This is a genomic window from Rhizobium sp. WYCCWR 11128 (assembly GCF_013416305.1).
GTDB classification, from domain to species: Bacteria; Pseudomonadota; Alphaproteobacteria; order Rhizobiales; family Rhizobiaceae; genus Rhizobium; species Rhizobium indicum.
Window position 1 is genome coordinate 841,862 of record NZ_JACCEZ010000001.1, and the last position, 22,951, is coordinate 864,812.

Sequence of the window (22,951 nt, forward strand, 5' to 3'; positions counted from 1 at the left end):
AGCATGACACCGGGACTGGAAGATATATGACGTTCGTTTTGAAAAGCGCGGCATCCGCATTGGCACTTTCCTGCGGCGTGGCTATGATGAGTGCCGCACCCGCGCATGCTTATACACTGATGGACATGCTGCGCGGCGACAGGCAGCGGACGCAGAGCACCATCTTCATGGACCAGATGCCGCCCGGCCGCGTGGGTTCGCGCGGTGGCGTCGGTGGCTCGCTCGGCGGGCTCGATCCGGAAGCGCCGCTACCGAAGGTGAGCGGTCCGCGTTATTATACCTACAAAACCGAGACGCTGCAGTTCGTCGACACCGGCAGGTTTGCCGATCCCGTCGTCACCGGCGCGGTCGCCGATGTTTCGGGCAGCGGTGATGCCAGCGCCGAGCCGGCCGTGCAGCGCCGTTTCCTGGCGCAGGCCAAGGTGCGCGCCAATGCCGACGTCGCAAAGGCGCTCGAAGCCTATTACGGCGACAGCCGCAATCCGCTCGTCTGGGTCGAGGGCAATCAGATCAACGACCGCGCCAAGTCGGCGATGCTGGTACTTGCCGATGCGTCCTTCGTTGGTCTCGACCCGGCGGATTACGCCGTCCAGACGCCTGATATCGACCCGGCCAATCCCGATCCCGCCTTCCGCGACCGGGCGCTGACACAGTTCGAGCTCGATCTCTCCGCCAAGGTGCTCGCCTTCGTGCAGGACACGGTGCGCGGCCGCATCGATCCGAACAAGATCTCCGGCTATCACGACTTCCAGCGCAAGGTGGTCAATCTGGCCCCGGTGCTGAAGCTTGCTCGCCTAAGCCCCGATGTCGGCGCCTACATCGCCAGCCGCTCGCCTGATAGTCAGCAATTCCTGGCGCTGAAGGCGGAGCTTGCCAAGCTTCGCGCCGCCGACGGCGGCAATGAGGAGCGAATCGTCGTTTCGCTCGACAGGCTGCTGAGGCCTGGCGACAGCTCGCCAGAGATCGCCAATATCGTCAAGGCGATCGGCAAGCACGGTTCCGAAACGCTGAAGACCGATCATGCGGCAACGCTTGCTGCTTACGCCGGCAGCATCGACTATTCGCCCGACATCGTTTCGCTGGTCGAGGATTTCCAGAAAGAGCGTGGGCTGAAGCCCGATGGCGTCATCGGCCAGGCGACGGTGCGCGCCATGACCGGCGGCGATACCAATGCCTCGAAGATCGACAAGCTCGTCGTTGCCATGGAGCAGGCGCGCTGGCTGCCGGAGGATCTCGGTTCCCGCTACGTCATGATCAACCAGCCGGCCTACATGGTCTACTACCACAATGACGGCAAGGAACAGCTGTCGATGCGCGTGGTGGTCGGCGGCAAGAACAACCAGACCTATTTCTTCGACGACGAAATCGAGACGGTCGAGTTCAACCCTTTCTGGGGCGTGCCGCAGTCGATCATCATCAACGAGATGCTGCCGAAGCTGCGCTCGGATCCGAACTATCTCGACCAGCTCGGTTATGAGGTCGAAGTGAACGGCCACGCCGTCGCCTCGTCGAGCGTCGACTGGTACGGCTCGACCAACAATGTTTCGGTGCGCCAGCCGCCAAGCAGCGACAATGCGCTCGGCGAACTGAAGATCCTGTTCCCGAACAGCCACGCGATCTACATGCACGACACGCCGTCAAAGAGCTTCTTCAAGCGCGACATGCGGGCGCTGAGCCACGGTTGCGTACGCCTTGCCGACCCGCGGGCGATGGCGGCCGCCGTGCTTGGCACGACGGTCGACGACGTCGCCAAGCAGATCGCCAGCGGGCAGAACCATGCGGTGCGCGTGCCGCAGAAGATCCCGGTCTACGTCTCCTACTTCACCGCCTGGCCGAACAAGGACGGCGTGGTGGAATATTTCGACGACGTCTATGGCCGCGACGCCTACGTCGACAAGGCTTTTGATGCGACGAGCAAGGCGCGTGGGGCGCAGATCTGATATCGGATTTGATGGTTTATGCGAACGGGCGGTCTTCGGGCCGCCCGGTTTGTTTTTGCAGCGAGCACGGAATGGGAACAAAGTGGAGAGGGCTTGCCGCGTGGCACCCAGCGGAAGTCGGGGACGGCTGGGACTCAGACCGCAACCTTTTCCGCGAAGTCGCGGATCAGCCTCTCCACCAGCTCCGGTGTCAACTCATCGAAATGGGTGATGATAACATCCGGATCGAGGCTCGAAACCGGCACATCGGAATAACCGAAAGGCACGGCGATCGACGGTACGCCGGCGTTCCTCGCCACGGCGATGTCGTTGATGCTGTCGCCAATCATCACGGTGCGGGCGATGTCGCCGCCGGCGCGTTCGATGGTGCCGGTGAGGTGGCGGGCGTCGGGCTTGCGGTATTCGAAGCTGTCGCCGCCGGTGATGGTGTCGAAATATCGGGTGAGGTCGAGCTTGTCGAGCAGGCCGACTGCCAGGCTTTCCATCTTGTTGGTGCAGACGGCGAGGCGGTAACCCTGAGATTTCAGCCGGTCCATCGCGGCGACCAGGCCGGGATAGGGTTCGGTACGGCCGGGCATGTTGCCGGCATAGTGGGCAACGAAACGCTCGACCAGCAGCGGCAGGGCGTCGCTTTCGAGCGGATGGCCGCGCAGCCGGCAGGCGCGCTCGATCATCACGCGCGCACCCTGGCCGACGAGGTGGGTGAGGTCGTCGTAGCTGACCGGTTCGAGGTCGAGGGCGGCGATCGTATGGTTCAGGCTCTCGACCAGATCCACATGGGTATCGAGAAGGGTGCCGTCGAGATCGAAGACGACGAGCGCCGGGCGAGCGGGAACAGGGGTCAAGGGCATGTCTCTTTGAGCGATGGTCGTCTTGAGGAGCGATGGATCGTCCAAGGGAACGATGGATCGTCCCTGAGGTAGGCGATCATGCGGCGGAAAGCAACGTCCGGCGATGGCCGGGAAGGCTGCAGGCCTCTGTTTCGGCTTTTCATTTTCCGTGATGATTTTGACTTTCGTTTGCCAGGCGAGCCGTGTAAACAGCACATCCAACGCAATATCAGGAGCTGGCGGCGCATGGATGCCCGCGAAATGAAGATCAAAGCCGCCGAGGCCGCACTCGCCCATGTGGAAAGCGGGATGCGTCTCGGGATCGGCACCGGCAGCACGGCGGAAGAATTCGTTCGCCTGCTGGCGGAGAAGGTCGCGGGCGGCTTCAGGGTCGAAGGCGTTCCGACGTCCGAACGAACCGCGCGGCTCTGCGTCGAACTCGGCGTCCCGCTGAAGTCGCTCGACGAACTGCCGGCACTCGACCTGACGATCGATGGCGCCGACGAGGTCGATCAGGCGCTCAGGCTGATCAAGGGCGGCGGCGGCGCGCTGTTGCGCGAAAAGATCGTCGCGGCGGCCTCCGAGCGAATGATCGTCATTGCCGACGAGAGCAAGCTGGTCGAAACGCTCGGCGCCTTCGCGCTGCCGATCGAGGTCAATCCGTTCGGGCTCGTCTCGACGCGGATCGCGATCGAAAAGGTCGCGGCCCGGCTTGGTCTTTCCGGTGAACTCGACCTGCGCCAGTCGGGTGACGGAGAGTTTACCACGGATGGCGGCCATCACATCATCGATGCATCTTTTGGCCGCATTCCTGATGCAGAGGCGCTTTCGAGCGAGCTGAATTCCATACCCGGCGTCGTTGAACACGGGCTCTTTATCAATATGGCGGCACTTGCGATCATTGCCGGTCCTGCGGGTGCGCGCACGCTGCAGGCAAACAGATAACAGGAGCATATACTCATGATGAACATTGCAGGTCTTGGCCGTCTCGCCGCTGCGACCGTCGTTCTTTCCGGGCTTGCCTTCGGCTCCGCCGTCAAGGCGCAGGAAGTCTCCGAGGAGCAGCTGAAGGCGTCTCGCGCGGCGATCGACGCCATTGGCGCCACTGCCCAGTTCGACAACATTCTGCCCGGTCTGGCCGAGCGTTTGAAGGCCGGCCTGATCCAGGATTCGCCGAACTACCAGGACGTCATTTCGTCGACGGTCGACGCGCAGGCGCTGGCGCTGGCGCCGCGCCGCGGCGATCTGGAGAAGGAGGCTGCACTCACCTATGCCAAGACCTTCACCGTCGATGAGCTGAAGGCGATCGCCGACTTCTATAATTCCGACGTCGGCAAGAAGCTGCTGCGCGATGGCCCGGTCGCCTCGCGCGAGACGGCGAAGGCTGCCGACATCTGGGCGCAGGGCATTTCCCGCGACCTGGAAAAGCAGAGCAACGCCGAGCTTTCCAAGGTCATCAAGGCGCCGCCGCCGGCAACCGACAGCCCGACTGCTCCAGCTCCGGCACCGGCTGCCCAGCAGTAAGGCCTGCCCCCTCAAATTTGCGAAAGCCCGGCATCGTCCGGGCTTTTTTGCTATGGTGCGGCAAATGCCGCTGGCGAGGCTTCAGGTGACTGCAGACATGTCCGATCATGATAAGGCCGTCCGAGTGCGGATATCCGGCAAGGTCCAGGGTGTCGGTTTTCGCTATTGGACGCGCGATGAGGCGGTACGGCTCGGTTTGACGGGCTGGGTTCGCAATGAAGAGGACGGGGCGGTCGTCGCTGTGATCGCAGGACCCGCCGCCGCCGTCACGACAATGATCGAGCGTCTCAGGCGCGGGCCTTCGGGGGCGTCGGTTTCGGGCGTCGAGACGGAAACAGCCCAGCTTGAGAAGAACCTGACGGATTTCCGCATTACCCGCTGACAGCCGCAATCGCTAGAGCCGATCGGGCCTAAAATCATCCCGATCCTAGGCAGATGCAATTGGCATCGCATATGCGCCGGAACTCAGCCCTATGGGTTCGGGTTCTTTGCAAGTTGCCATTCACCCGTCTCATCCGGCTCTACGCGCTTGTTGCCACGATAGAAGATCGGCAGTCTCGTCTTTTTGTCGATCGAGAAGCGGCTCGGCGTGTATTTTTCATTCTCATGGCCCTGAATGGCGAGGCCGAGCGCTTCCTTGAATTTGCCAGCCTTGCACAGATTGCTGAAGAGAGTTTGATCCATCTTTTGCTCCGCCATTCTTTTCCAGCCCGTGGATTGCCTGCCAGCGTCGAGCGACCGGGTCAACCGTAAACGGTGACTGGGTCAACCGCAGACGGTGACCGGGGTCAGCCCTTTACAATGAAGATTCGGCGATGGGAACTGGATGACGCAGGAGCGGGCTTTTGTTTTCATGACGATCGCCCCTATATCAGGAACATCCTTCCTGCGATTCCCTTCCGGAGCTCCTCATGTCTTCCTACGACTACGACCTCTTCGTCATCGGTGGCGGTTCCGGAGGCGTGCGCGGCGCCCGTGTCGCCGCCTCGCTCGGCAAGAAAGTGGCGATCGCCGAGGAATACCGCTACGGCGGCACCTGCGTCATCCGCGGCTGCGTGCCGAAGAAGCTCTTCGTTTATGCTTCGCAGTTCCACGAGCATTTCGAGGATGCGGCGGGCTTCGGCTGGACGGTCGGCGAAAGCAGCTTCGACTGGAAGAAGCTGGTGGCGGCCAAGGATGTTGAAATCGCCCGTCTGGAAGGCCTCTATAAGAAAGGTCTCGCCGGCGCCAATGCCGAAATCCTGGAAACGCGCGCAGAGCTCGTCGATGCTCATACAGTCCGGCTGCTGAAGACTGGACAGACGGTGACGGCCAAGACGATCGTGATCGCCACCGGCGGACGGCCGAACCCGCATGCAGCCCTTCCCGGTCACGAACTCTGCATTTCCTCCAACGAGGCCTTTCATCTTGAAGAACTGCCGAAATCGATCGTGATATCAGGCGGCGGCTATATTGCCGTCGAATTCGCCAATATCTTCCATGGCCTCGGTGTCGAGACGACGCTGATCTATCGCGGCGCCGAGATCCTGTCGCGCTTCGACGAAGATCTGAGGCGCGGGCTGCACGAGGCGATGGTCGCCAAGGGTATCCGCATCCTCTGCCACGACACGCTGCAGAAGGTTTCGAAGGGTGCGGACGGGCTCATTCTGGAGACGCTGAACAATGGCACGCTGCAAGCCGGCGTCGTCATGCTGGCGCTCGGACGCGATCCGAACACCGAAGGTCTCGGTCTCGAGGCGGCCGGCGTCGCCGTCGACGAGCGTGGCGCCGTTATCGTCGACGAATATTCCCGCACCAATGTCGAAAACATCTATGCGCTCGGCGATGTCACCAACCGGGTACAGCTGACGCCGGTGGCGATCCACGAGGCGATGTGTTTCATCGAGACCGAGTACAAGAACAATCCGACCCGGCCGGACTACGAGCTGATCCCGACCGCCGTCTTCTCGCAGCCTGAGATCGGCACTGTCGGCCTTTCGGAAGAGGAGGCGGGCAAGCGTTATCCCGAACTCGAGGTCTACCGCGCCCAGTTCCGGCCGCTGAAGGCGACGCTTTCCGGGCGGGCCGAGCGGATGATCATGAAACTGATCGTCGATGCGGCGAGCCGCAAGGTGGTGGGCGCCCATATCCTTGGTCACGATGCCGGCGAGATGGCGCAGCTGCTCGGCGTCACGCTGAAGGCAGGCTGCACCAAGGACGATTTCGACCGGACAATGGCGCTGCACCCGACAGCCGCCGAAGAGCTCGTCACCATGTATGCGCCGAGCTATCGGATCCGCGACGGCAAGCGGATTTGAGCCGCGACCTGCTTTTGCCCTGCATGTCGTTGACCCGGAACCGCTGCACAAAGGACGCTCTAACTCTTTGAACGACGTATCGTGCTTTCCGAAAATCGATTCCAATTTTCGGGCCGATGCGCTAGCTGGTGATGCGCGGCGAGCGGATGACCTTGAGGAAAAGCGCTTTCATCGCATCGGCGATACCTTGGGTCGGCGTCACCTCGAAATAGAGGCCGGGCGAAGCGCATGCCTGCATCTTCGTCGGGATCTCGCTCTGGAAGGGGCTGATCCATTTGTTGTACCAATCGTTGCTCGGCAGCGGCAGGTAGGTTGTGTAGAGCACGGCGATCTTGACACCGCGATCCTTCAGCGGCTTGCAGAAAGAGGTGTCGATCGGTTCCTGGCAGCGGCCGCCGGTGGTCTTCTTGGTGCATGTCGACGGCTTGTAGCTGTCGCCGACGCCATCGGAAACGAAGAACAGGATCTTTTCGGGGCTGATATTCGACGTGCCGTCGCCCGCCGGATCGATGATGGTATTCATCTGCGTCAGGGCGCTATCGAAGCTCGTGAGCTGATCCTGGTTGTAGTTCTGGTAGGGAATGGTCATCAGGTCGACTGTGTCGGTGTAATTCTTCACCTTCGTCAGGTCGGATGTGGGGCTGGAGATCGTCGTCAGCTTTGCGTCCTCGGCTTTGGTGCCGAAAGTATAGACGCCCATGCGGAACTGGTCGCTGCTGACGCGCTCGGTCTTGGCCGTATCGGTCAGCGCCTGGGTTGCCTGGCGTACGACGTCGATGCGCATAGCGACGCCGAGGCCCTTGGCGATCGTGTAGTTGTTGGTGCTCTGGTCCATCTGATGGCAGGCGAAGGCGCAGCCTGTTTTGGCCTGCAGCTTGGAAACATCGTTCGCGGTTGCGCCGACGCCCATGGAAGGCGTGTTGTCGAGCAGAATGTAGAAATCCATGAAGGCGGCGGTTTGATATTCGGCAGTCGCCGCACCCGAGATCGTGATCGAGTCCCGGCCCAGGATGCGCATGAAGGTGGTAGGCACGGTGGCGCTGAAGGAAACCTGCGAATTCAGCTTGTTGGCGGTCTTGGTGACATTAATGCCGAGATCGATATGAACGTCGGTCAGCTCCCCGGACATTTGAGACATGAAAATATTGCGGGCGTCGTCCTTGCCGAGCGAGATCGTGCCGTTGCCGCTCATGGTCATGGCGGCGGCGACCGCGCCGGATTTTTCCGCGATCGAACCGACGGCGGCGGCATCGGCAGCGGCGTAGAGCTGTGTCCTCAAGCTGAGCGCGTGGGCGAAATCCACCGCCATGCCGGCCGCACCGAAGAGCGGCACCACCAGCAGTGCCGTCATGATGCCGAAATTGCCCGAGCGGTCCGATATGAAGCCGGACGGAACGATCGCCATGCCATTTCCCCGATGTTGAAACTCTATGCGGTTCTACATTGAAAGTCTAAAATATGGGGAAATCGACATGGTATATGCGGATTTAACTAGAGAATGCCGGGCGGCGGCGGTGAGGCGACAACTGTCGGCGATTGGTCTTTGCAAGCCTGACCTAAAGGTCTATAAGCCGCCGCATATTGAGGGCATCCTGAGGTATGGATGTGAGAACAGGTGAGTGAGATGGCAGACAATTGGACCCCGAGCAGCTGGCGGCAAAAACCGATCCTGCAGGTTCCCGAATATCCCGACGCAGCCGCTTTGGCGGCAACGGAAGCCACGCTCGCCAGCTATCCGCCGCTTGTCTTTGCAGGTGAAGCGCGCCGCCTGAAGAAGCATCTCGCCAATGTCGCCGAAGGCAACGGCTTCCTGCTGCAGGGCGGCGACTGCGCCGAGAGCTTCGCCGAACACGGCGCCGACAATATCCGCGACTTCTTCCGCGCCTTCCTGCAGATGGCCGTGGTGCTGACCTTCGGTGCGCAGCTGCCGGTCGTCAAGGTCGGCCGCATCGCCGGCCAGTTCGCCAAGCCGCGTTCGTCGAATGTCGAGAAGCAGGGCGACGTGACGCTGCCGGCCTATCGCGGCGACATCATCAACGGCATCGAGTTCACCGAGGAGTCGCGCATTCCGAATCCGGAACGCCAGGCCATGGCCTATCGCCAGTCGGCTGCGACGCTGAACCTGCTGCGCGCCTTTGCGATGGGCGGTTACGCCAATCTCGAAAACGTGCATCAGTGGATGCTCGGCTTCGTCAAGGACAGCCCGCAGGGCGAGCGCTACCGCAAGCTTGCCGACCGCATCAGCGAAACCATGGATTTCATGAAGGCGATCGGCATCACCTCGGAAAATCATCCGAGCCTGCGCGAGACCGATTTCTTCACCAGCCATGAGGCGCTGCTGCTGGGTTACGAGGAGGCGCTGACGCGCGTCGATTCCACATCGGGCGACTGGTATGCAACGTCAGGCCACATGATCTGGATCGGCGACCGTACGCGTCAGGCCGACCATGCGCATGTCGAGTATTGCCGCGGCATCAAGAACCCGATCGGCCTGAAATGCGGTCCGTCGCTGCAGGCCGACGATCTGCTGCAACTGATCGACATCCTGAACCCGGCCAATGAAGCCGGGCGCCTGACGCTGATCTGCCGCTTCGGCCATGAGAAGGTCGCCGACAGCCTGCCGAAGCTCATTCGCGCCGTAGAGCGCGAGGGCCGCAAGGTCGTCTGGTCCTGCGATCCAATGCACGGCAACACGATCACGCTCAACAACTACAAGACCCGTCCCTTCGAGCGGATCCTGTCGGAAGTCGAAAGCTTCTTCCAGATCCACCGCGCCGAAGGCTCGCATCCGGGTGGCATCCATATCGAGATGACCGGCAAGGACGTGACCGAGTGCACCGGCGGCGCCCGCGCGGTCTCCGCAGAAGACCTGCAGGACCGCTACCACACCCATTGCGATCCGCGCCTCAACGCCGACCAGGCGCTCGAACTCGCCTTCCTGCTTGCCGAGCGCATGAAGGGTGGCCGCGACGAAAAGCGGATGGTCGCCAACGGCTGAGAACAGCGCCGCGCGTCTGAAAAGACGCGCAAAGGACGCTGTAGCACTTTGGATTGCTGCATAATTCCTTAAATCGATTCCGATTTAAGGAATTATGCAGTGGCCTCAAATGAGTGAAGAAAAGCCCGGCGATGCCGGGCTTTTTTATTGCAGTGGAGGCGCACCAGACGCTCAGATGCTGGCCTGGACGCTGTGCAGATTGGCGTAGACGCCGTCTTGCGCCATGAGCTCGTCATGGGTGCCCTGTTCGACGATACCATCAGCCGTCAGGACCAGGATGCGGTCGGCATGGCGGACGGTCGACAGGCGGTGGGCGATGACCAGGGTGGTTCGGCCGTTTGCCAGGCTAAGCAGCGCCTGCTGCACCGCCCGTTCGCTCTCGTTGTCGAGCGCGCTGGTCGCCTCATCGAAGATCAGGATCTCCGGATTCTTGAGGAAGGCGCGGGCGATGGTGATGCGCTGGCGCTGGCCGCCCGAGAGCTTGACGCCGCGTTGGCCGATATCGGTGTCATAGCCATGGGGCAGGGCGATGATGAAGTCGTGCGCATTGGCGGCGCGCGCGGCGGCTTCCAGCTCGGCATCGCTGGCGTCGGGCCGGCCATAACGCAGGTTTTCCGCCACCGTACCGGCAAACAGGTAGACATCCTGCTGCACCACCCCGACATGGCGCCGCAGCGAGGCCAGCGTCACATCGCGGATGTCGATGCCATCGATCTGGATCGCCCCGGCCTCGACCTCGTAGAAACGCGGTATCAGCGCGCAAAGCGTGCTCTTGCCGACCCCTGAAGGGCCGACCAGGGCAACGAATTCCCCGGGCGCGATGGTGAGCGACAGCTTTTCGAGGACGCGCGGGCCGTCGGCTTCATAGCCGAAGGCGACATCGGTAAAGCTGATTTCACCCCTTGGCGCCGGCATCGGCCGCGCTTCCGGCCGGTCGGTGATATCGGGAGCGATCTCCAGGATCTCCATGGCTCTGACGAAGCCGGTGTAACCCTCCTGCCAAAGGCGCACGAAATTCGCCAGCCGCTGCACGGGATCGACCAGCACGGCGACGCAGAGCAGGAAGGTCAGCATATCAGGCACGGTCAGCTCCGCCGCCAGGATGCGCAGGCCGCCGACGATGATCACCAATATGGTGACGAGCTGGGCGAAGGTTTCGGTGCCTACCGAAAACCAGGCTTCGCTGCGGTAGCCTTCGGCGCGGCTTTGCAGGAAACGCCGGTTCTGCTCGGCGAAGCGTTCCTTCTCCAGCGCCTCGTTGGCGAAGGACTGGACCACGCGGATGCCTGCAAGCGCATCCTCGACGCGTTCATTGACGGCGGCGATCTGGCGTTTGCTGGCTTCGAGCGCGCGGTTCATGCGGCGGTTGAAATAGAGCGCGTAGGCGACCGCCACCGGGGTGAGCAGCAGGATGATGCCTGCTAATGGCGGATCGATGAAGAACAGCACCAGCATGGCGCCGCCGTATTTGAGTACGGCGATGGAAAGATCCTCGGGGCCATGATGAAAGAGCTCGCCCAGCCACAGGCTGTCATTGGTGATGCGGCTCATCAGCTGGCCGGTGCGCTGGCGGTCGTAGAAGCTGAACGAGAGCTTCTGGCAGTGCTCGAAGAGTTCCTGCCGCACCGTTGCTTCGATGCGCGCGCCCATCACGTGGCCGCGATAATCGACGAAGAAGATGGCGACGATCTGGACCGCCAGAACGGCCAGCATGACGCCGCCCATCGCCAGGATCTGTGCGAAGGCCTGCGGCGCGTCGGGCAGAACCAGAAGCCTGCTGGTAACGATATTGGCGCAGAGCGGCAGGGCGACCGCCGTGCCGGCGACCAGGATGGCGCAAAGTAGATCTGCCAGCAGCAAAGGCAGGTGCGGACGGTAGTAGGAGAGGAATTTGCGCATACGCGACCAACGCCGCTCGCGGTCGGCGGCATTCGCATCGTCGCGGAAGAATTTCAGGAAGAGGTTATGGCGTCGCGAGCTTTTCCTCGCGCGGGAGAACCGAATGTTCATGAAGCTGAATGTCCTTGTGGGGGATGTTTCCTTTCTGTTCGGACAGGGTCGCTCTCATGTCAGTCTCCCGGGGGTTGAATAAATTGGACCTTAAGTATCGCCGACAACAGCCGGCGATTCAATGCCGGGATGAGATGAGGTTGGGGGGCTGTTGTCGTCGAGCAACAGGTGCTTGAGCCGACCAAGCATGGATAAGGCCGGCGATTTTCAAGATTTCTGATGATTTCGTTGAAAGGAATGGATTTGACGCCGCGGGTGATCGGCGGCAACGTTCCGTCATAAGCGGGAGAGCGATCATGACCGAACGGCATACAGGCGGCTGCCTTTGCGGCGCCGTGCGATTTTCAACGACGGCGAAGCCAGGACCTGTCGTCGGCTGCCATTGCTCGCAGTGCCGCCGGCAGACGGGGTTTTATTACGCCGCGGTCAACGTGGCCCGCGCGGCTCTTTCGGTTCATGGCACTGAGGCGGTCCGTTGGTACCGGTCGAGTGACGAGGCGCAGCGCGGCTTCTGCTCGAATTGCGGCTCCGCGCTGTTCTGGCAGGCGGACGGATCGGCGGAGATTTCGGTGATGGCCGGCGCCTTCGACACGCCGAGCGGCCTTGCCTTCGGCCATCATATCTACTGCGCCGACAAGGGCGATTTCTACGAAATATCGGACGGCCTTCCGCAATACGCGGTGAATCCGGTTTAACCCTTGGCTGCAAGCGCAGCTGTGAGACGGGCCACATCCTCGCGCAGCGCCGTCAGCTCGGTCAGCACGCTCATGTCGATCTTCTGGTGCAGGGAGAGCACCTCAAGCTCGGCCTTGAGATTGACCTCATAATCCTTGGCGGCCTCGAAGCGGTCGCGCTCGGCCTGCCGGTTCTGCGACATCATGATGATCGGCGCCTGGATGGCGGCGATCATCGACAGGATCAGATTCAGAAAAATGAAGGGGTATGGGTCGAAGGGATTCGCCACCAGACCGATGGTGTTCATCAGTGTCCAGACGGCGAGAAAGGCGAGGAAGGCGAGTATGAAGGACCACGAGCCGCCGACGCGGGCGATGCCATCGGCGATACGCTCGCCGAAGGATGACTCGGCGGATAAGGCGGCATTGACGTCGGTCGAGATGACCTTGCGTTGGTGCGCTTTCGCCAGCACGCGCTTTTCGACGTCGCCGAGCTCGTCGGCCGGTTTGTCGAAATGATGGTGCACGAAGTCCGAAAGATTAGACATTGCCTGTTTCCGATACCGGTTATCGATGCGGTCGCTTTCGGCGCCAGTATTCCGCTCCGGAGGCAAATTGCAATGCGTATCGGTGCCGCGCGGAGCCACGCGTGATCCGTTCATAAAAATTTCGTCGTCGCGAGGTGCCGCTTTCGGCTCGAACGTGTTGCGGTCGTGAAAGGTGCAGGCTAAATAAATGACATGACACAGGAAAACGCCCTTTCTGATATCTTCCGCATCGCCATCGGCCAGCTCAACCCGACGGTCGGCGATGTCGCCGGCAATCTCGCCAAGGCGCGCGAGGCGCGTATTGACGCGGGACGGGAGGGCGCGCATCTGCTCGTCCTGACCGAGCTTTTCATCTCCGGCTATCCGCCGGAGGACCTGGTGTTGAAGCCAGCCTTCATCCGCGCCTGCTGGAAGGCGGTCGAGAATCTCGCGGCCGATACCGCCGATGGCGGGCCGGGCGTCATCATCGGCTTTCCCCGGCAGGACGAGACCGGGCGCTACAATTCGGTCGCCGTGCTCGACGGCGGCAAGGTGATTGCGGTGCGCGACAAGATCGACCTGCCGAATTACGGCGAATTCGACGAGAAGCGCGTCTTCGACCAGGGCGCAATGCCGGGGCCGGTGAATTTCCGCGGCGTGCGCATCGGCATTCCGATCTGCGAGGATATCTGGGGCGATCTCGGCGTCTGCGAGACGCTGGCCGAAAGCGGGGCCGAGATCCTGCTGTCGCCGAATGGTTCGCCCTATTATCGCGGCAAGGTCGATATCCGCCATCAGGTGGTGCTTAAGCAGGTGATCGAGACCGGCCTGCCGCTGATCTATGCCGCCCAGCTCGGCGGCCAGGACGAACTTGTCTTCGACGGGGCGAGCTTCGCCTTCAACGCCGACAAGTCGCTCGCCTTCCAGATGAGCCAGTTCGAGACGGCGCTTGCAGTGACGACGTGGAAACGCGGCGAAGATGGTTGGCATTGCGCCGAAGGGCCGATGGCGCACATCCCTGAAAGCGAGGAGGCCGATTACCGCGCCTGCCTGCTGGGCTTTCGCGACTACGTCAACAAGAACGGCTTCAAAACAGTGGTGCTCGGCCTTTCCGGCGGCATCGATTCTGCGATCTGTGCGGCAATCGCTGTCGATGCGCTCGGTGAGGAGCGGGTGCGCACCGTGATGCTGCCCTACCGCTATACCTCCGAGGATTCGCTGAAGGATGCGGCCGATTGCGCGAGGGCGCTCGGCTGCCGCTACGACATCGTGCCGATCGAGCAGCCGGTGACGGGTTTCAGCAGCGCGCTCGCCAGCCTTTTCGAAGGCACGGATAGCGGCATCACCGAGGAGAACCTGCAGAGCCGGGCGCGCGGCGTCATCCTGATGGCGATCTCCAACAAGTTTGGCTCAATGGTGGTGACGACGGGCAACAAGTCGGAAATGTCGGTCGGTTATGCCACGCTCTACGGCGACATGAACGGCGGCTTCAATCCGATCAAGGACCTCTACAAGATGCAGGTCTATGCGATTTCCCGCTGGCGTAACGAAAACGTGCCGCCGGGTGCGCTGGGACCGTCGGGCGAGGTGATCCCGCAGAATATCATCGACAAGGCGCCATCGGCGGAGCTGCGTCCCGATCAGAAGGACCAGGATTCGCTGCCGCCCTATCCCGTGCTCGACGATATTCTCGAATGCCTGGTGGAGAAGGAGATGGCGGTCGAGGAGATCGTCGCGCGCGGCCATGATGTTGCGACCGTTCACCGGGTCGAACATCTGCTCTATCTCGCCGAATACAAGCGCCGGCAATCGGCGCCGGGCGTGAAGATCACCAAGAAGAATTTCGGCCGCGACCGGCGCTATCCCATCACCAACCGGTTCAGGGACCGCTGACGCAATCGAGATCGCTGACGCAATCGAGATCGCTGACGGCATCAAGCTTTTCGGGAGGAAACATGCGCAGCTCGGTTGAGATCTACAATGTCAGGACGGGCAGTGCCCGCGAGGTCTGGCAGACGGACAGGCTGGTGGAGGCGCCGAACTTCTCGCCGGATGGTTCCTACCTGCTCTTGAACGGCGACGGGCTGCTTTACCGGTTGCCGCTCGATGGCGGCGAGGTGGTCAAGGTCGATACCGGCTTTGCCGTCAACTGCAACAATGATCACGGCATGTCGCCCGATGGCACTGAGATCGTCATTTCCGACAAGACCGAATTCGGCAAGTCGGCGATCTATATCCTGCCGATCGAAGGCGGCAAGCCGCGGCTCATCACCGAGAACCTGCCATCCTACTGGCATGGCTGGTCGCCGGACGGGCGCCAGCTCGCCTATTGCGGCATCCGCGACGACCTCTTCGATATCTACACTATCTCCGTCGACGGCGGCGCCGAGACGCGGCTGACGCATGGCGAGGGCCGCAATGACGGACCGGACTATTCCGCCGATGGCCAATGGATCTATTTCAATTCCAGCCGTACCGGGCTGATGCAGATCTGGCGCATCCATCCCGATGGCACTGGGCTCGAGCAGGTGACCTCGGACAATCAGGGCAACTGGTTCGCCCATCCGTCGCCCAACAACGACATGGTGCTGCTCCTGTCCTACGACCCATCGGTGTTCGACCATCCGCGCGACCTCGACGTGCGGCTACGGCTGATGGATATGGACGGCGGCAATCTGAAGACGCTGTTCGAGCTTTTCGGGGGGCAGGGCACGATCAACGTGCCCTGCTGGTCTCCTGACGGCGAAGAGTTCGCCTATGTCCGCTATTTCCCGGCGGCTTAAGCGCGGGTCTGGCGGCGCTCGCGGGCGGATTTTGCCAGGTCTTCCAACACCGCGACGGACATATCCCAGTCGATGCAGCCGTCGGTGATGGACTGGCCATAGACCAGCGGCTTGCCGGGAACGAGATCCTGGCGGCCGGCGACGAGGTTGCTTTCGATCATCATGCCCTTGATGTCGCTGTTTCCGGCGGCAATCTGCGCGGCCACGGATTTGACGACGAGCGGCTGGTTCATCGGGTCCTTGCCGCTGTTGGCGTGGCTGGCATCGATGAGGATGCGCGGGGCGACGCCGAGCTTGACGGCTTCGCCGGTGACGGCTTCAACGTCGGCCGCTTCATAGTTCGGCCGCTTGCCGCCGCGTAAGATTATGTGGCAGTCCTCATTGCCCGTCGTCGAGGCGATGGCCGCCTGTCCGTCCTTGGTCACGGCCGGGAAGTGATGCGGCTGCGAGGCGGCGAGGATCGCGTCCAGCGCCACACGCACGCCGCCGTCGGTGCCGTTCTTGAAGCCAATCGGGCAGGAAAGGCCGGAGGCAAGCTGCCTGTGGACCTGGCTTTCGGTCGTGCGCGCGCCGATCGCACCCCAACTGACGAGATCGGCGATGTATTGCGGCGTGATCGTGTCGAGGAATTCGACGCCGGCCGGAAGACCCATCGCATTGATATCGAGCAGCAGGCGTCTTGCAATCCTCAACCCTTCCTCGATGCGGTAGCTGCCGTCGAGATGCGGGTCGTTCATCAGGCCCTTCCAGCCGACGGTCGTGCGGGGCTTTTCGAAATAGACGCGCATGACGATCTCGAGATCGCCGGCGAAGCGACGTCGCTGCTCTTCCAGCAGCGCGGCGTATTCCCTGGCCGCGGCAGGGTCGTGGATGGAGCAAGGGCCAATGACGACGATCAGCCGATCGTCCTCGCCCTGGAGGATCTTATGGATCGCATCGCGATTGCTGGTCACAGTCTCGGTGACAGCAGTATTGCGGTGGATTTCCGCAATGATATCGGCGGGTTTGGTCAGCGGGGTGATCTCGACGATACGCAGATCATCAATGGCATCAGACACGGTATGGCTCCTGTTTGGTCATACCGGCGGAACAAAAAAGCCGCCAGGTAGACTAGCGGCTGTTCGGGTTGTCGTCGCGTCGAATTCAGTTACGCATGGACCCGCATCCGCTGAGAGCAGCGGTACGCATAAAATCGCGAGGCGTAGATTGAGGTGATCGACATGAGGCTTGTGTAGCGCCAAGACCAGGCAATGTCACGTAGAATTTGCCGCTTGAAAAACTGGCGCTCTTGCGGGCGCATATACCGCCGAAGAAGGCACGCCGCACTCGATCTCGCTCATGCGACGTCTTGGAAGTCTTTGTTTATGCATATCGCCCGAACCGTGCATGCTCCGGGCGATATGGTTTATTGCTTTCGAATGTCGTTCCGGAGATCAGAGAGCGTCGACGTTCACACCGACGGTAATGGCGCCGATCGGCGTTCCCTTGTCGTCGGAAATCGTGACACTTGCCTGCGACTGCAGCGTCTGGGTCGACTCATCTTTTTCGATCTCATCGACGAAGACGGCATCCTTGCCGGCGCCGAAGGACTTCTGGAACTTGGCCTCGTCGCCCTGCCAGTAGTCGGATGTGATGTCGCTTTGACCGACGTCCAGGCCCTTTGCATCCATGATGAAGATCTCGGTGATCTTGCCGCCGGAAGCCTCCTTCTTTCCCTGAAGGAATTTCGACAGGCCATTGTTGAGCACGCCGTCGATCATCGAGTGGTCGGAACCATCGACTTCGGCACGCCACTTCTTGTCGAGGGCGTCGACATCGGCTGCGCTGAGATTGGCGTTGGCAGCGTTCTGCGCCTTGACAGCCTCGATGATGGCGGGGTCGTTAAGCCAGGGCTTGACGTCGCTTGTCACGTAGTCGGAGATCGGGGCAAGCTTGGCATCCTGCGCCATGGATACGCCCATGGGCATGGCAAATGCGGTGCAGGCCAAAAGAAATGCGGGCACGATTTTCTTCATAAGTGTTTCCTTCCTGATTATAGGTTGCTGAGAACTAAGGTTTATCGGATGCTGACGACGTCAGAACTCCTCCCAGGCTCCGGGAGCAGCGGCAACGGCAGCATTTCCTGCATGCCGCTGCGCGAAGGCTCTCGGCTCGGGACGAGATTGGCGGGTGGGTTGAACGGCTTTGGGCGGGCTGGCCGCAGACGCGCCAACGATGAACCTGCCGGCCGAGTCCTGCAGCAGGCGTCCTTGCGACAGCAGTTCGTGGCAGGCCGCGTTGGTTTCCTCGACCATCGCCGCGTTCTGCTGTGTTGTCTGATCCATCTGGTTGATCGCGCTGTTGATTTCCTGCAGGCCTGTCGCCTGTTCGCGATAGGATTGGACGATGGAAGCGATGCTGTCGCTGATGCGGTTGATCTGCTCCTCGATCTTCAGCAGGGCATCGCCGGTCTGGTTCACCAGCCCGACGCCCGCGGCAACTTCCTGGCCGGATACGTTGATCAGGTTCTTGATTTCCTTGGCGGCATTTGCCGACCGCTGGGCGAGCTCACGCACTTCCTGCGCAACGACCGCAAAACCCTTGCCGGCCTCGCCGGCGCGCGCCGCCTCGACACCGGCGTTCAGCGCCAGCAGGTTCGTCTGGAAGGCGATTTCGTCGATGACGCCGATAATGCGGCCGATCTGGCTCGACGAGGTTTGAATCCGGTCCATCGCCCCGATCGCATCACGCACCACGGTCGCCGAGACATGGGCGCTGCGCTTTGTCTCCTCGACCAGCTGCCCGGCATTTTCGGCTCGCTGCGACGATGTTCTGACCGTTGTGGTCACCTCATCCAGTGCCGCAGCGGTCTGTTCCAATGCTGCTGCCTGTTGCTCGGTCCGCCTGGCGAGTTGATCCGCGGAGGTCGCCAGCTCGCTGGAGCCGGTTTCAACCGCCACGGAAGCGGTCTTGATCTCTGTTAGAGCGGCCGCGACCGCATTGACCATGTTGTTGAAATCCTGACGCAATTTATCGAATTCTGGACCGACGTCGGCCAGGTGTATCGAGAAGTCGCCGGCGGCGAGCCCTTCCAATGCATTTGCGAGAGCGTTCATGACCAGCCGTTGCGTGTTGCTGGCCTCTTCGGTCAACAATGCGTTGCGCGCCCGTTCGGCGTCGAGCGAAGCACTCTGCTCGGCAGCGGCCTGCTCTCTCTCGACCTTCGCAATCGCCTCGTGACGGAAAACCTCCAATGCACGCGCCAGAAAGCCGATCTCGTCGCCATTTTCCCTGTAGGTGACGGGAGAGACCAGATCGCCTTTCTGCAACGCGCTGATTCGTTCGCTGATTACCCTGATGGGCCGGCCGACTAGGCTGCGCATGGCGAGAAGGAAGGCAACGACGGCCATGGCGGTGATCGCGGACTGCGTGAGCAGCGAAATGAGAACTTTCTGCCTGACTTCGGAAGCGATTTTTTCGACGGACCAGTTCGTGACGATGTAACCGGTGGCCTTGCCCGACTTATCCAGCGGGAGCGGCGCGATGATCGTCACCACGCCGGCAGATATTCTACCGTCATCGATGGTCGTCTTTTCCGGTTTCGCGCCGAGGCTCTTCACCAGATCGGCTGGTGCCGGCAAACCACTGACGCCATCGCGCGCCCAGGTATCGACGGCGGCAGGTTCGGCGTTGAATGCGGCAAACTGCACAAGATCGAGCGAGGGGTCGTCGCGGTAGAGCGAATAAGCCTCGCGAACGGCGTTCGCCTTCCCCCATTTCACGCCGCCCGCGGCCAGAGAGGCAAACTGCTCCGCATCCTTGGACCAATTCGCCTTGGCGCCATCGATCAATGCCCGGGTTTCGTACATCCACGTATAGGTGGCGAAAGCGGAAATGCCGCAGAGGTTGACGGCAACGATAATCGCCGCCAGCTTGGCTGTCAGAGGCATCGTTTTCAAAAATTGGAACATTCCGCGGCGGCCTAGAATTGCGGCTCAGTCGGATATGTTCCCGACCGGCGTCTCAATACGGGCATCCGCGCTGACGGTCACATCACGAGCCCTCATGCCCATGTCCGGATTGCAACCCAAAACGCGCAAACGCAGTGTGTATTTGATATGTGAATAAATCATAAAGTGGAATGAGATGCTGGAACACACGCGTGTAGCTTTCGCCGGCGCCGAACCTTGCGAATCGGAGGAGGAGTGCTTCCTTCGCGCCAAGCAGATCTGTCTCGATCAGCTGTTTTCCGCCACGGCCTCTTCGGGCTCGGCGTGCCGGCGCTTGCGGCCGCGCGCCGTCAGTTCCGCGCCGGCATCATGCGGCAGGCGCAGGAAGGTGATGCAGGCCAGTGCCGAAATCGCCGAGACGCTGAAGAAGGCGATATGGAAATCAGAGACCAGCAGCCTGCCGTCGTGAAAGCTGCTCGAAATTTCGAGAATGCCGCCGGCGATCGCCACACCCATCGCCATGGAGATACGCTGGGCAACGGCATTGATCGCGGTTGCCTGGCTGCTGTCGGCGTCATCGACATCGCCGAAGGCCATGGCGTTGACGCCCGAGAAAGCCATGGAGCGGAACAGGCCGCCGATCAGCAGGCAGGCCATGATCAGGAACAGCGGCGTTTCGGCGGTGAAAAGGCCGTTGATGCCGAGGAAGATCGCCGCCAGCAAAGTGGTGATTGATATGACGGTGCGGAAGCCGAAGGCATTGAAGGTGCGCGAGGCGGCGAATTTCGAGCCCATGGAGCCGAGCGCGCTGACGAAGGTGACCGAGCCCGATTGCAGCGGCGTCAGGCCGAAGCCGAGCTGCAGCATCAATGGCATCAGGAACGGCAGGGCGCCGAGCCCCATGCGGAAATTCGAAGCGCCGAGGATCGCCGCCCGGAACATCGGGTAACGGAACATCTTCGGATCGAGAAGCGGATAGGGCACGCGGCGGGCATGCAGGAGGTAGAGGAGGCCGGCAAGAATGCCGATCGCAACCGTGACGTAACCGTAGATGACGGGCACGGCCGGCAGGCTGATGACCGACACGCCGAAAACGAAGCCGGAGAAGCCGATGCCGCAAAGGAAGAATCCGGGGAAGTCCATCGGCCGCGGACTGCGTGGCTCGACGGTCGGCAGGAAACGCGTGACGAGGATGATGCCGAGCACGCCGATCGGGACGTTGATCCAGAAGATCCAATGCCAGGTGAGATAGGTGGTGAGGAAACCGCCGATCGGCGGCCCCATGATCGGGCCAATCAAAGCGGGAATGGTAAGCCAGGCCATGGCATCGACGAGTTCGTGGCGCGGCGTTCCCCGGACCAGCAGCAGGCGGCTGACCGGCGTCATCATCGAGCCGCCGGCGCCCTGGATCAGGCGCGAGACGACGAAGGCCGTGATCGAGTTGGAAAAGGCGCAGGCGATCGAGCCGATCATGAAAACAAAGATCGCCATGCGGAAGATGTTGCGCGCACCGAACCGATCGGACATCCAGCCGCTGATCGGGATGAAGATCGCCAGCGCCACGAGATAGCTGGTGACGGCGAGCTTCAGCGCGATCGGCGAGGTGCCGATATCGGCGGCGATTGCCGGCAGGCTGGTGGCGATCACGGTCGAATCCATCTGTTCCATGAACAGGGCGACCGCAAGGATCATGGGTGTGAGGCGGGGCACGGGCAACCGAGATGCTGCGATGGACTGTCACAGTCCATACGCTTTCGGTGGTGATAAGGCCATAGAAACTGTCGGTGAAGGGGCTTGCCTAGCCGCTTCAAACCGACGCGGGTGGATGACGAAACGGGATCGTACGTCTTGTTTCCTTATGTCCTCCCAAGGGTTTGATGTAGGAACTGAGGCTGCGGCTTGCGCTCTCTTCTCCCCAGCGGGGAGAAGGTGGCCCGAAGGGTCGGATGAGGGGGCTGCACGGCTGCCCTTCATCATTGCCCTTCGCTTACGCTCAGCGCATTCGCGGCTTTGCCGCTCACCCCCTCAACCGCCTGCCGGCACCTTTTCCCCGCTGGGGAGAAGAGATTCGTGGCACCGCAGCGCTCCCTTTTGCCGGCGGAAGAGAGGGACAGGCGGCACCGCGCGGCCTCCGGCTTGACTGCGACATCGGGCCCAGCTTGCCGCCGCCGCGCTTTCCTGAAATAGATGCGTCGTCAGGTGCCCGCCGATAAGGCGGGAGAATCGGGAATCCGGTGCAAGACCGGAACGTGCCCAACGCTGTAAGGCCGACGCTTGCCGCTTCATCATGCCACTGGCCTTTTGCCGGGAAGGCTGCGGCAGACGGATGACGCCGAGTCAGAAGACCGGCCTGGCAAGATAGACCGATCCGCGCGGACAGCGGGGCGGTCGCGTTGTTGGGGATTTGACGATGCGACCCTTTGATGAGGATGCCCTTTCGGCGGCGTCCGGTTTTTCCTTGGCCGAACGCGAGGCCGTCTATCACGCGATCATGACGCGGCGCGACGTTCGCAGCCAGTTCCTGCCCGATCCCTTGCCTGATGATGTTGTGCAGCGGCTGCTGACGGCCGCTCACCACGCACCATCCGTCGGCTTCATGCAGCCGTGGAATTTCATTCTGGTGAAAAGTGCCGCTGTCCGGACGCGCATCCAGGACGCGTTTGCGAGGGCCAACGAGGAGGCGGCGCTGATGTTCGAAGGCGAGCGGCGGCAGGCCTACCGATCGCTCAAGCTCGAAGGCATCGTCGAGGCGCCGCTCGGCATATGCGTGACCTGCGATCCTACCCGCAGCGGCAGCGTGGTGCTGGGGCGCACCCACAATCCGAAGATGGATTCATACTCGACCGTCTGCGCCATCCAGAATCTCTGGCTTGCGGCACGGGCGGAAGGGGTCGGCATCGGCTGGGTCAGCATTTTTCGTGAAGGCGACCTGAAAACCATTCTCGGCATACCCGAGCATATCGAAGTGGTCGCCTGGCTCTGTGCCGGTTTCGTCGACCGGCTCTATGACGAGCCGGAACTCTCCGTCAAAGGCTGGCGGCAGCGGCTACCGCTCGAGGAACTCGTCTTTCATGATGGATGGGGACTGAACACCTAGAGCAGTGCGGTGGAGCATGGCCTCAATCGCATAGTCACGCCATTGACGGTCAAGGTGAGCAAACCGATGTCGGTATCGCCGACGCGGTGCGAGGCCGAGATATCTTTGTTCCGTTATGCCGAGTTCGGCATAACGGAATTTATCCCGAGTCCGAAACTATGCCGAGCCCATTCCCTAAAGCCCGAGATTTCCGGTAATCAAGGATTAAAAGCTCGGCATAATTTGAACGCTTTGGAAGACCGGGTATGCCCGAAGCGGAAATCTTTGTCTGCATCCGTTACTCCGAAAGGCATTCTGCAGCCCCCTTGTGTATAGACATTGGCGCACGCTGTTAGCGAACGA

At 61.5% G+C, this 22,951-nt stretch carries 19 protein-coding genes and 1 riboswitch; of the genes, 10 read left to right on the forward strand and 9 right to left on the reverse strand.

Translation table 11 applies throughout. From position 1 onward, the window contains the following. Window positions 1-26 precede the first annotated feature (26 nt). Window positions 27-1,940, forward strand: a complete 1,914-nt coding sequence (locus HX898_RS04140; protein ID WP_180194068.1) for a murein L,D-transpeptidase — start codon at window positions 27-29, stop codon at window positions 1,938-1,940. 134 nt (window positions 1,941-2,074) lie between these two features. Here HX898_RS04140 and HX898_RS04145 read toward each other — a convergent pair whose 3' ends face one another. Next, entirely contained in the window at window positions 2,075-2,791 is a 717-nt protein-coding gene (locus tag HX898_RS04145) for an HAD family hydrolase (protein WP_180194069.1), read from the reverse strand. A 225-nt stretch (window positions 2,792-3,016) separates the two neighbouring features. Here HX898_RS04145 and rpiA point away from each other — a divergent pair, with 225 nt between their 5' ends. The 3 genes from rpiA (at window position 3,017) to HX898_RS04160 (ending at window position 4,676) form a co-directional block, all read left to right on the forward strand. Then, window positions 3,017-3,715, forward strand: coding sequence for a ribose-5-phosphate isomerase RpiA (rpiA, locus tag HX898_RS04150; protein ID WP_003540249.1), 699 nt, complete (start codon window positions 3,017-3,019; stop codon window positions 3,713-3,715). 15 nt (window positions 3,716-3,730) lie between these two features. After that, entirely contained in the window at window positions 3,731-4,294 is a 564-nt protein-coding gene (locus HX898_RS04155; RefSeq protein ID WP_138329250.1) for a DUF2059 domain-containing protein, read from the forward strand. Window positions 4,295-4,391: 97 nt separating this feature from the next. Beyond that, window positions 4,392-4,676, forward strand: coding sequence for an acylphosphatase (locus HX898_RS04160; RefSeq protein WP_180194070.1), 285 nt, complete (start codon window positions 4,392-4,394; stop codon window positions 4,674-4,676). Between the two features lie 89 nt (window positions 4,677-4,765). On the opposite strand, the gene HX898_RS04165 is transcribed toward HX898_RS04160, so the two are convergent. Further along, complete coding sequence (locus tag HX898_RS04165; protein WP_064648318.1) at window positions 4,766-4,978, reverse strand: hypothetical protein; 213 nt, start codon at window positions 4,976-4,978, stop codon at window positions 4,766-4,768. A 227-nt stretch (window positions 4,979-5,205) separates the two neighbouring features. Here HX898_RS04165 and gor point away from each other — a divergent pair, with 227 nt between their 5' ends. Continuing rightward, window positions 5,206-6,591, forward strand: coding sequence for a glutathione-disulfide reductase (gene gor / locus HX898_RS04170; protein WP_138389035.1), 1,386 nt, complete (start codon window positions 5,206-5,208; stop codon window positions 6,589-6,591). 121 nt (window positions 6,592-6,712) lie between these two features. Here gor and HX898_RS04175 read toward each other — a convergent pair whose 3' ends face one another. Continuing rightward, window positions 6,713-7,996, reverse strand: coding sequence for a pilus assembly protein TadG-related protein (locus tag HX898_RS04175; protein ID WP_180194071.1), 1,284 nt, complete (start codon window positions 7,994-7,996; stop codon window positions 6,713-6,715). 219 nt (window positions 7,997-8,215) lie between these two features. Between HX898_RS04175 and HX898_RS04180 the strand changes: the two genes are divergently transcribed. Continuing rightward, the gene (locus HX898_RS04180; protein WP_029875504.1) at window positions 8,216-9,589 is read left to right on the forward strand and encodes a 3-deoxy-7-phosphoheptulonate synthase class II; all 1,374 of its coding nucleotides are present in this window, start codon (window positions 8,216-8,218) and stop codon (window positions 9,587-9,589) included. 171 nt (window positions 9,590-9,760) lie between these two features. Here HX898_RS04180 and HX898_RS04185 read toward each other — a convergent pair whose 3' ends face one another. Further along, window positions 9,761-11,599, reverse strand: coding sequence for an ABC transporter ATP-binding protein (locus HX898_RS04185; protein ID WP_180194072.1), 1,839 nt, complete (start codon window positions 11,597-11,599; stop codon window positions 9,761-9,763). A gap of 296 nt (window positions 11,600-11,895) precedes the next feature. On the opposite strand from HX898_RS04185, the gene HX898_RS04190 reads away from it, so the two are divergent. Beyond that, window positions 11,896-12,294, forward strand: coding sequence for a GFA family protein (locus HX898_RS04190; RefSeq protein WP_180194073.1), 399 nt, complete (start codon window positions 11,896-11,898; stop codon window positions 12,292-12,294). Here the strand turns inward: HX898_RS04190 and HX898_RS04195 are convergent. Next, the gene (locus tag HX898_RS04195) at window positions 12,291-12,821 is read right to left on the reverse strand and encodes a DUF1003 domain-containing protein (RefSeq protein ID WP_138329258.1); all 531 of its coding nucleotides are present in this window, start codon (window positions 12,819-12,821) and stop codon (window positions 12,291-12,293) included. The genes HX898_RS04190 and HX898_RS04195 overlap by 4 nt on opposite strands. A 192-nt stretch (window positions 12,822-13,013) precedes the next feature. On the opposite strand from HX898_RS04195, the gene HX898_RS04200 reads away from it, so the two are divergent. Both HX898_RS04200 and HX898_RS04205 read left to right on the forward strand, forming a co-directional pair. After that, window positions 13,014-14,693 (forward strand): NAD+ synthase, encoded by a 1,680-nt coding sequence (locus HX898_RS04200; protein ID WP_180194074.1) that lies wholly within the window; start codon window positions 13,014-13,016, stop codon window positions 14,691-14,693. A 62-nt stretch (window positions 14,694-14,755) separates the two neighbouring features. Then, window positions 14,756-15,583 (forward strand): PD40 domain-containing protein, encoded by an 828-nt coding sequence (locus HX898_RS04205; RefSeq protein WP_180194075.1) that lies wholly within the window; start codon window positions 14,756-14,758, stop codon window positions 15,581-15,583. Here HX898_RS04205 and HX898_RS04210 read toward each other — a convergent pair. The 4 genes from HX898_RS04210 to HX898_RS04225 form a co-directional block, all read right to left on the reverse strand. After that, window positions 15,580-16,641, reverse strand: a complete 1,062-nt coding sequence (locus HX898_RS04210) for a 3-deoxy-7-phosphoheptulonate synthase (protein WP_180194076.1) — start codon at window positions 16,639-16,641, stop codon at window positions 15,580-15,582. The genes HX898_RS04205 and HX898_RS04210 overlap by 4 nt on opposite strands. Before the next feature lie 375 nt (window positions 16,642-17,016). Then, window positions 17,017-17,598 carry a hypothetical protein gene (locus HX898_RS04215; RefSeq protein WP_180194077.1) on the reverse strand — a complete coding sequence of 194 codons (582 nt, stop codon included), beginning with the start codon at window positions 17,596-17,598 and terminating at the stop codon, window positions 17,017-17,019. A gap of 60 nt (window positions 17,599-17,658) precedes the next feature. Further along, window positions 17,659-19,533, reverse strand: a complete 1,875-nt coding sequence (locus HX898_RS04220; protein WP_138329263.1) for a HAMP domain-containing methyl-accepting chemotaxis protein — start codon at window positions 19,531-19,533, stop codon at window positions 17,659-17,661. A 267-nt stretch (window positions 19,534-19,800) separates the two neighbouring features. Further along, window positions 19,801-21,204 carry an MFS transporter gene (locus HX898_RS04225; protein ID WP_138330031.1) on the reverse strand — a complete coding sequence of 468 codons (1,404 nt, stop codon included), beginning with the start codon at window positions 21,202-21,204 and terminating at the stop codon, window positions 19,801-19,803. Between the two features lie 488 nt (window positions 21,205-21,692). Further along, window positions 21,693-21,881, forward strand: a riboswitch (cobalamin riboswitch). A 41-nt stretch (window positions 21,882-21,922) separates the two neighbouring features. On the opposite strand from HX898_RS04225, the gene bluB reads away from it, so the two are divergent. Then, complete coding sequence (gene bluB / locus HX898_RS04230) at window positions 21,923-22,609, forward strand: 5,6-dimethylbenzimidazole synthase (protein ID WP_138329264.1); 687 nt, start codon at window positions 21,923-21,925, stop codon at window positions 22,607-22,609. The last annotated feature ends 342 nt before the right edge of the window (window positions 22,610-22,951 follow it).

Bases quoted from the DNA above. Each gene is read 5' to 3' on its own strand.
- bluB (WP_138329264.1), top strand. From the start codon at position 21,923: ATGCGACCCTTTGATGAGGATGCCCTTTCGGCGGCGTCCGGTTTTTCC.
- HX898_RS04180 (WP_029875504.1), top strand. From the start codon at position 8,216: ATGGCAGACAATTGGACCCCGAGCAGCTGGCGGCAAAAACCGATCCTG.
- HX898_RS04140 (WP_180194068.1), top strand. From the start codon at position 27: ATGACGTTCGTTTTGAAAAGCGCGGCATCCGCATTGGCACTTTCCTGC.
- HX898_RS04190 (WP_180194073.1), top strand. From the start codon at position 11,896: ATGACCGAACGGCATACAGGCGGCTGCCTTTGCGGCGCCGTGCGATTT.
- HX898_RS04185 (WP_180194072.1), bottom strand. From the start codon at position 11,599: ATGAACATTCGGTTCTCCCGCGCGAGGAAAAGCTCGCGACGCCATAAC.
- HX898_RS04145 (WP_180194069.1), bottom strand. From the start codon at position 2,791: ATGCCCTTGACCCCTGTTCCCGCTCGCCCGGCGCTCGTCGTCTTCGAT.
- HX898_RS04195 (WP_138329258.1), bottom strand. From the start codon at position 12,821: ATGTCTAATCTTTCGGACTTCGTGCACCATCATTTCGACAAACCGGCC.
- HX898_RS04215 (WP_180194077.1), bottom strand. From the start codon at position 17,598: ATGAAGAAAATCGTGCCCGCATTTCTTTTGGCCTGCACCGCATTTGCC.
- HX898_RS04160 (WP_180194070.1), top strand. From the start codon at position 4,392: ATGTCCGATCATGATAAGGCCGTCCGAGTGCGGATATCCGGCAAGGTC.
- HX898_RS04200 (WP_180194074.1), top strand. From the start codon at position 13,014: ATGACACAGGAAAACGCCCTTTCTGATATCTTCCGCATCGCCATCGGC.
- HX898_RS04175 (WP_180194071.1), bottom strand. From the start codon at position 7,996: ATGGCGATCGTTCCGTCCGGCTTCATATCGGACCGCTCGGGCAATTTC.
- HX898_RS04205 (WP_180194075.1), top strand. From the start codon at position 14,756: ATGCGCAGCTCGGTTGAGATCTACAATGTCAGGACGGGCAGTGCCCGC.
- HX898_RS04155 (WP_138329250.1), top strand. From the start codon at position 3,731: ATGATGAACATTGCAGGTCTTGGCCGTCTCGCCGCTGCGACCGTCGTT.
- HX898_RS04165 (WP_064648318.1), bottom strand. From the start codon at position 4,978: ATGGATCAAACTCTCTTCAGCAATCTGTGCAAGGCTGGCAAATTCAAG.
- HX898_RS04220 (WP_138329263.1), bottom strand. From the start codon at position 19,533: ATGTTCCAATTTTTGAAAACGATGCCTCTGACAGCCAAGCTGGCGGCG.
- gor (WP_138389035.1), top strand. From the start codon at position 5,206: ATGTCTTCCTACGACTACGACCTCTTCGTCATCGGTGGCGGTTCCGGA.
- rpiA (WP_003540249.1), top strand. From the start codon at position 3,017: ATGGATGCCCGCGAAATGAAGATCAAAGCCGCCGAGGCCGCACTCGCC.
- HX898_RS04225 (WP_138330031.1), bottom strand. From the start codon at position 21,204: ATGATCCTTGCGGTCGCCCTGTTCATGGAACAGATGGATTCGACCGTG.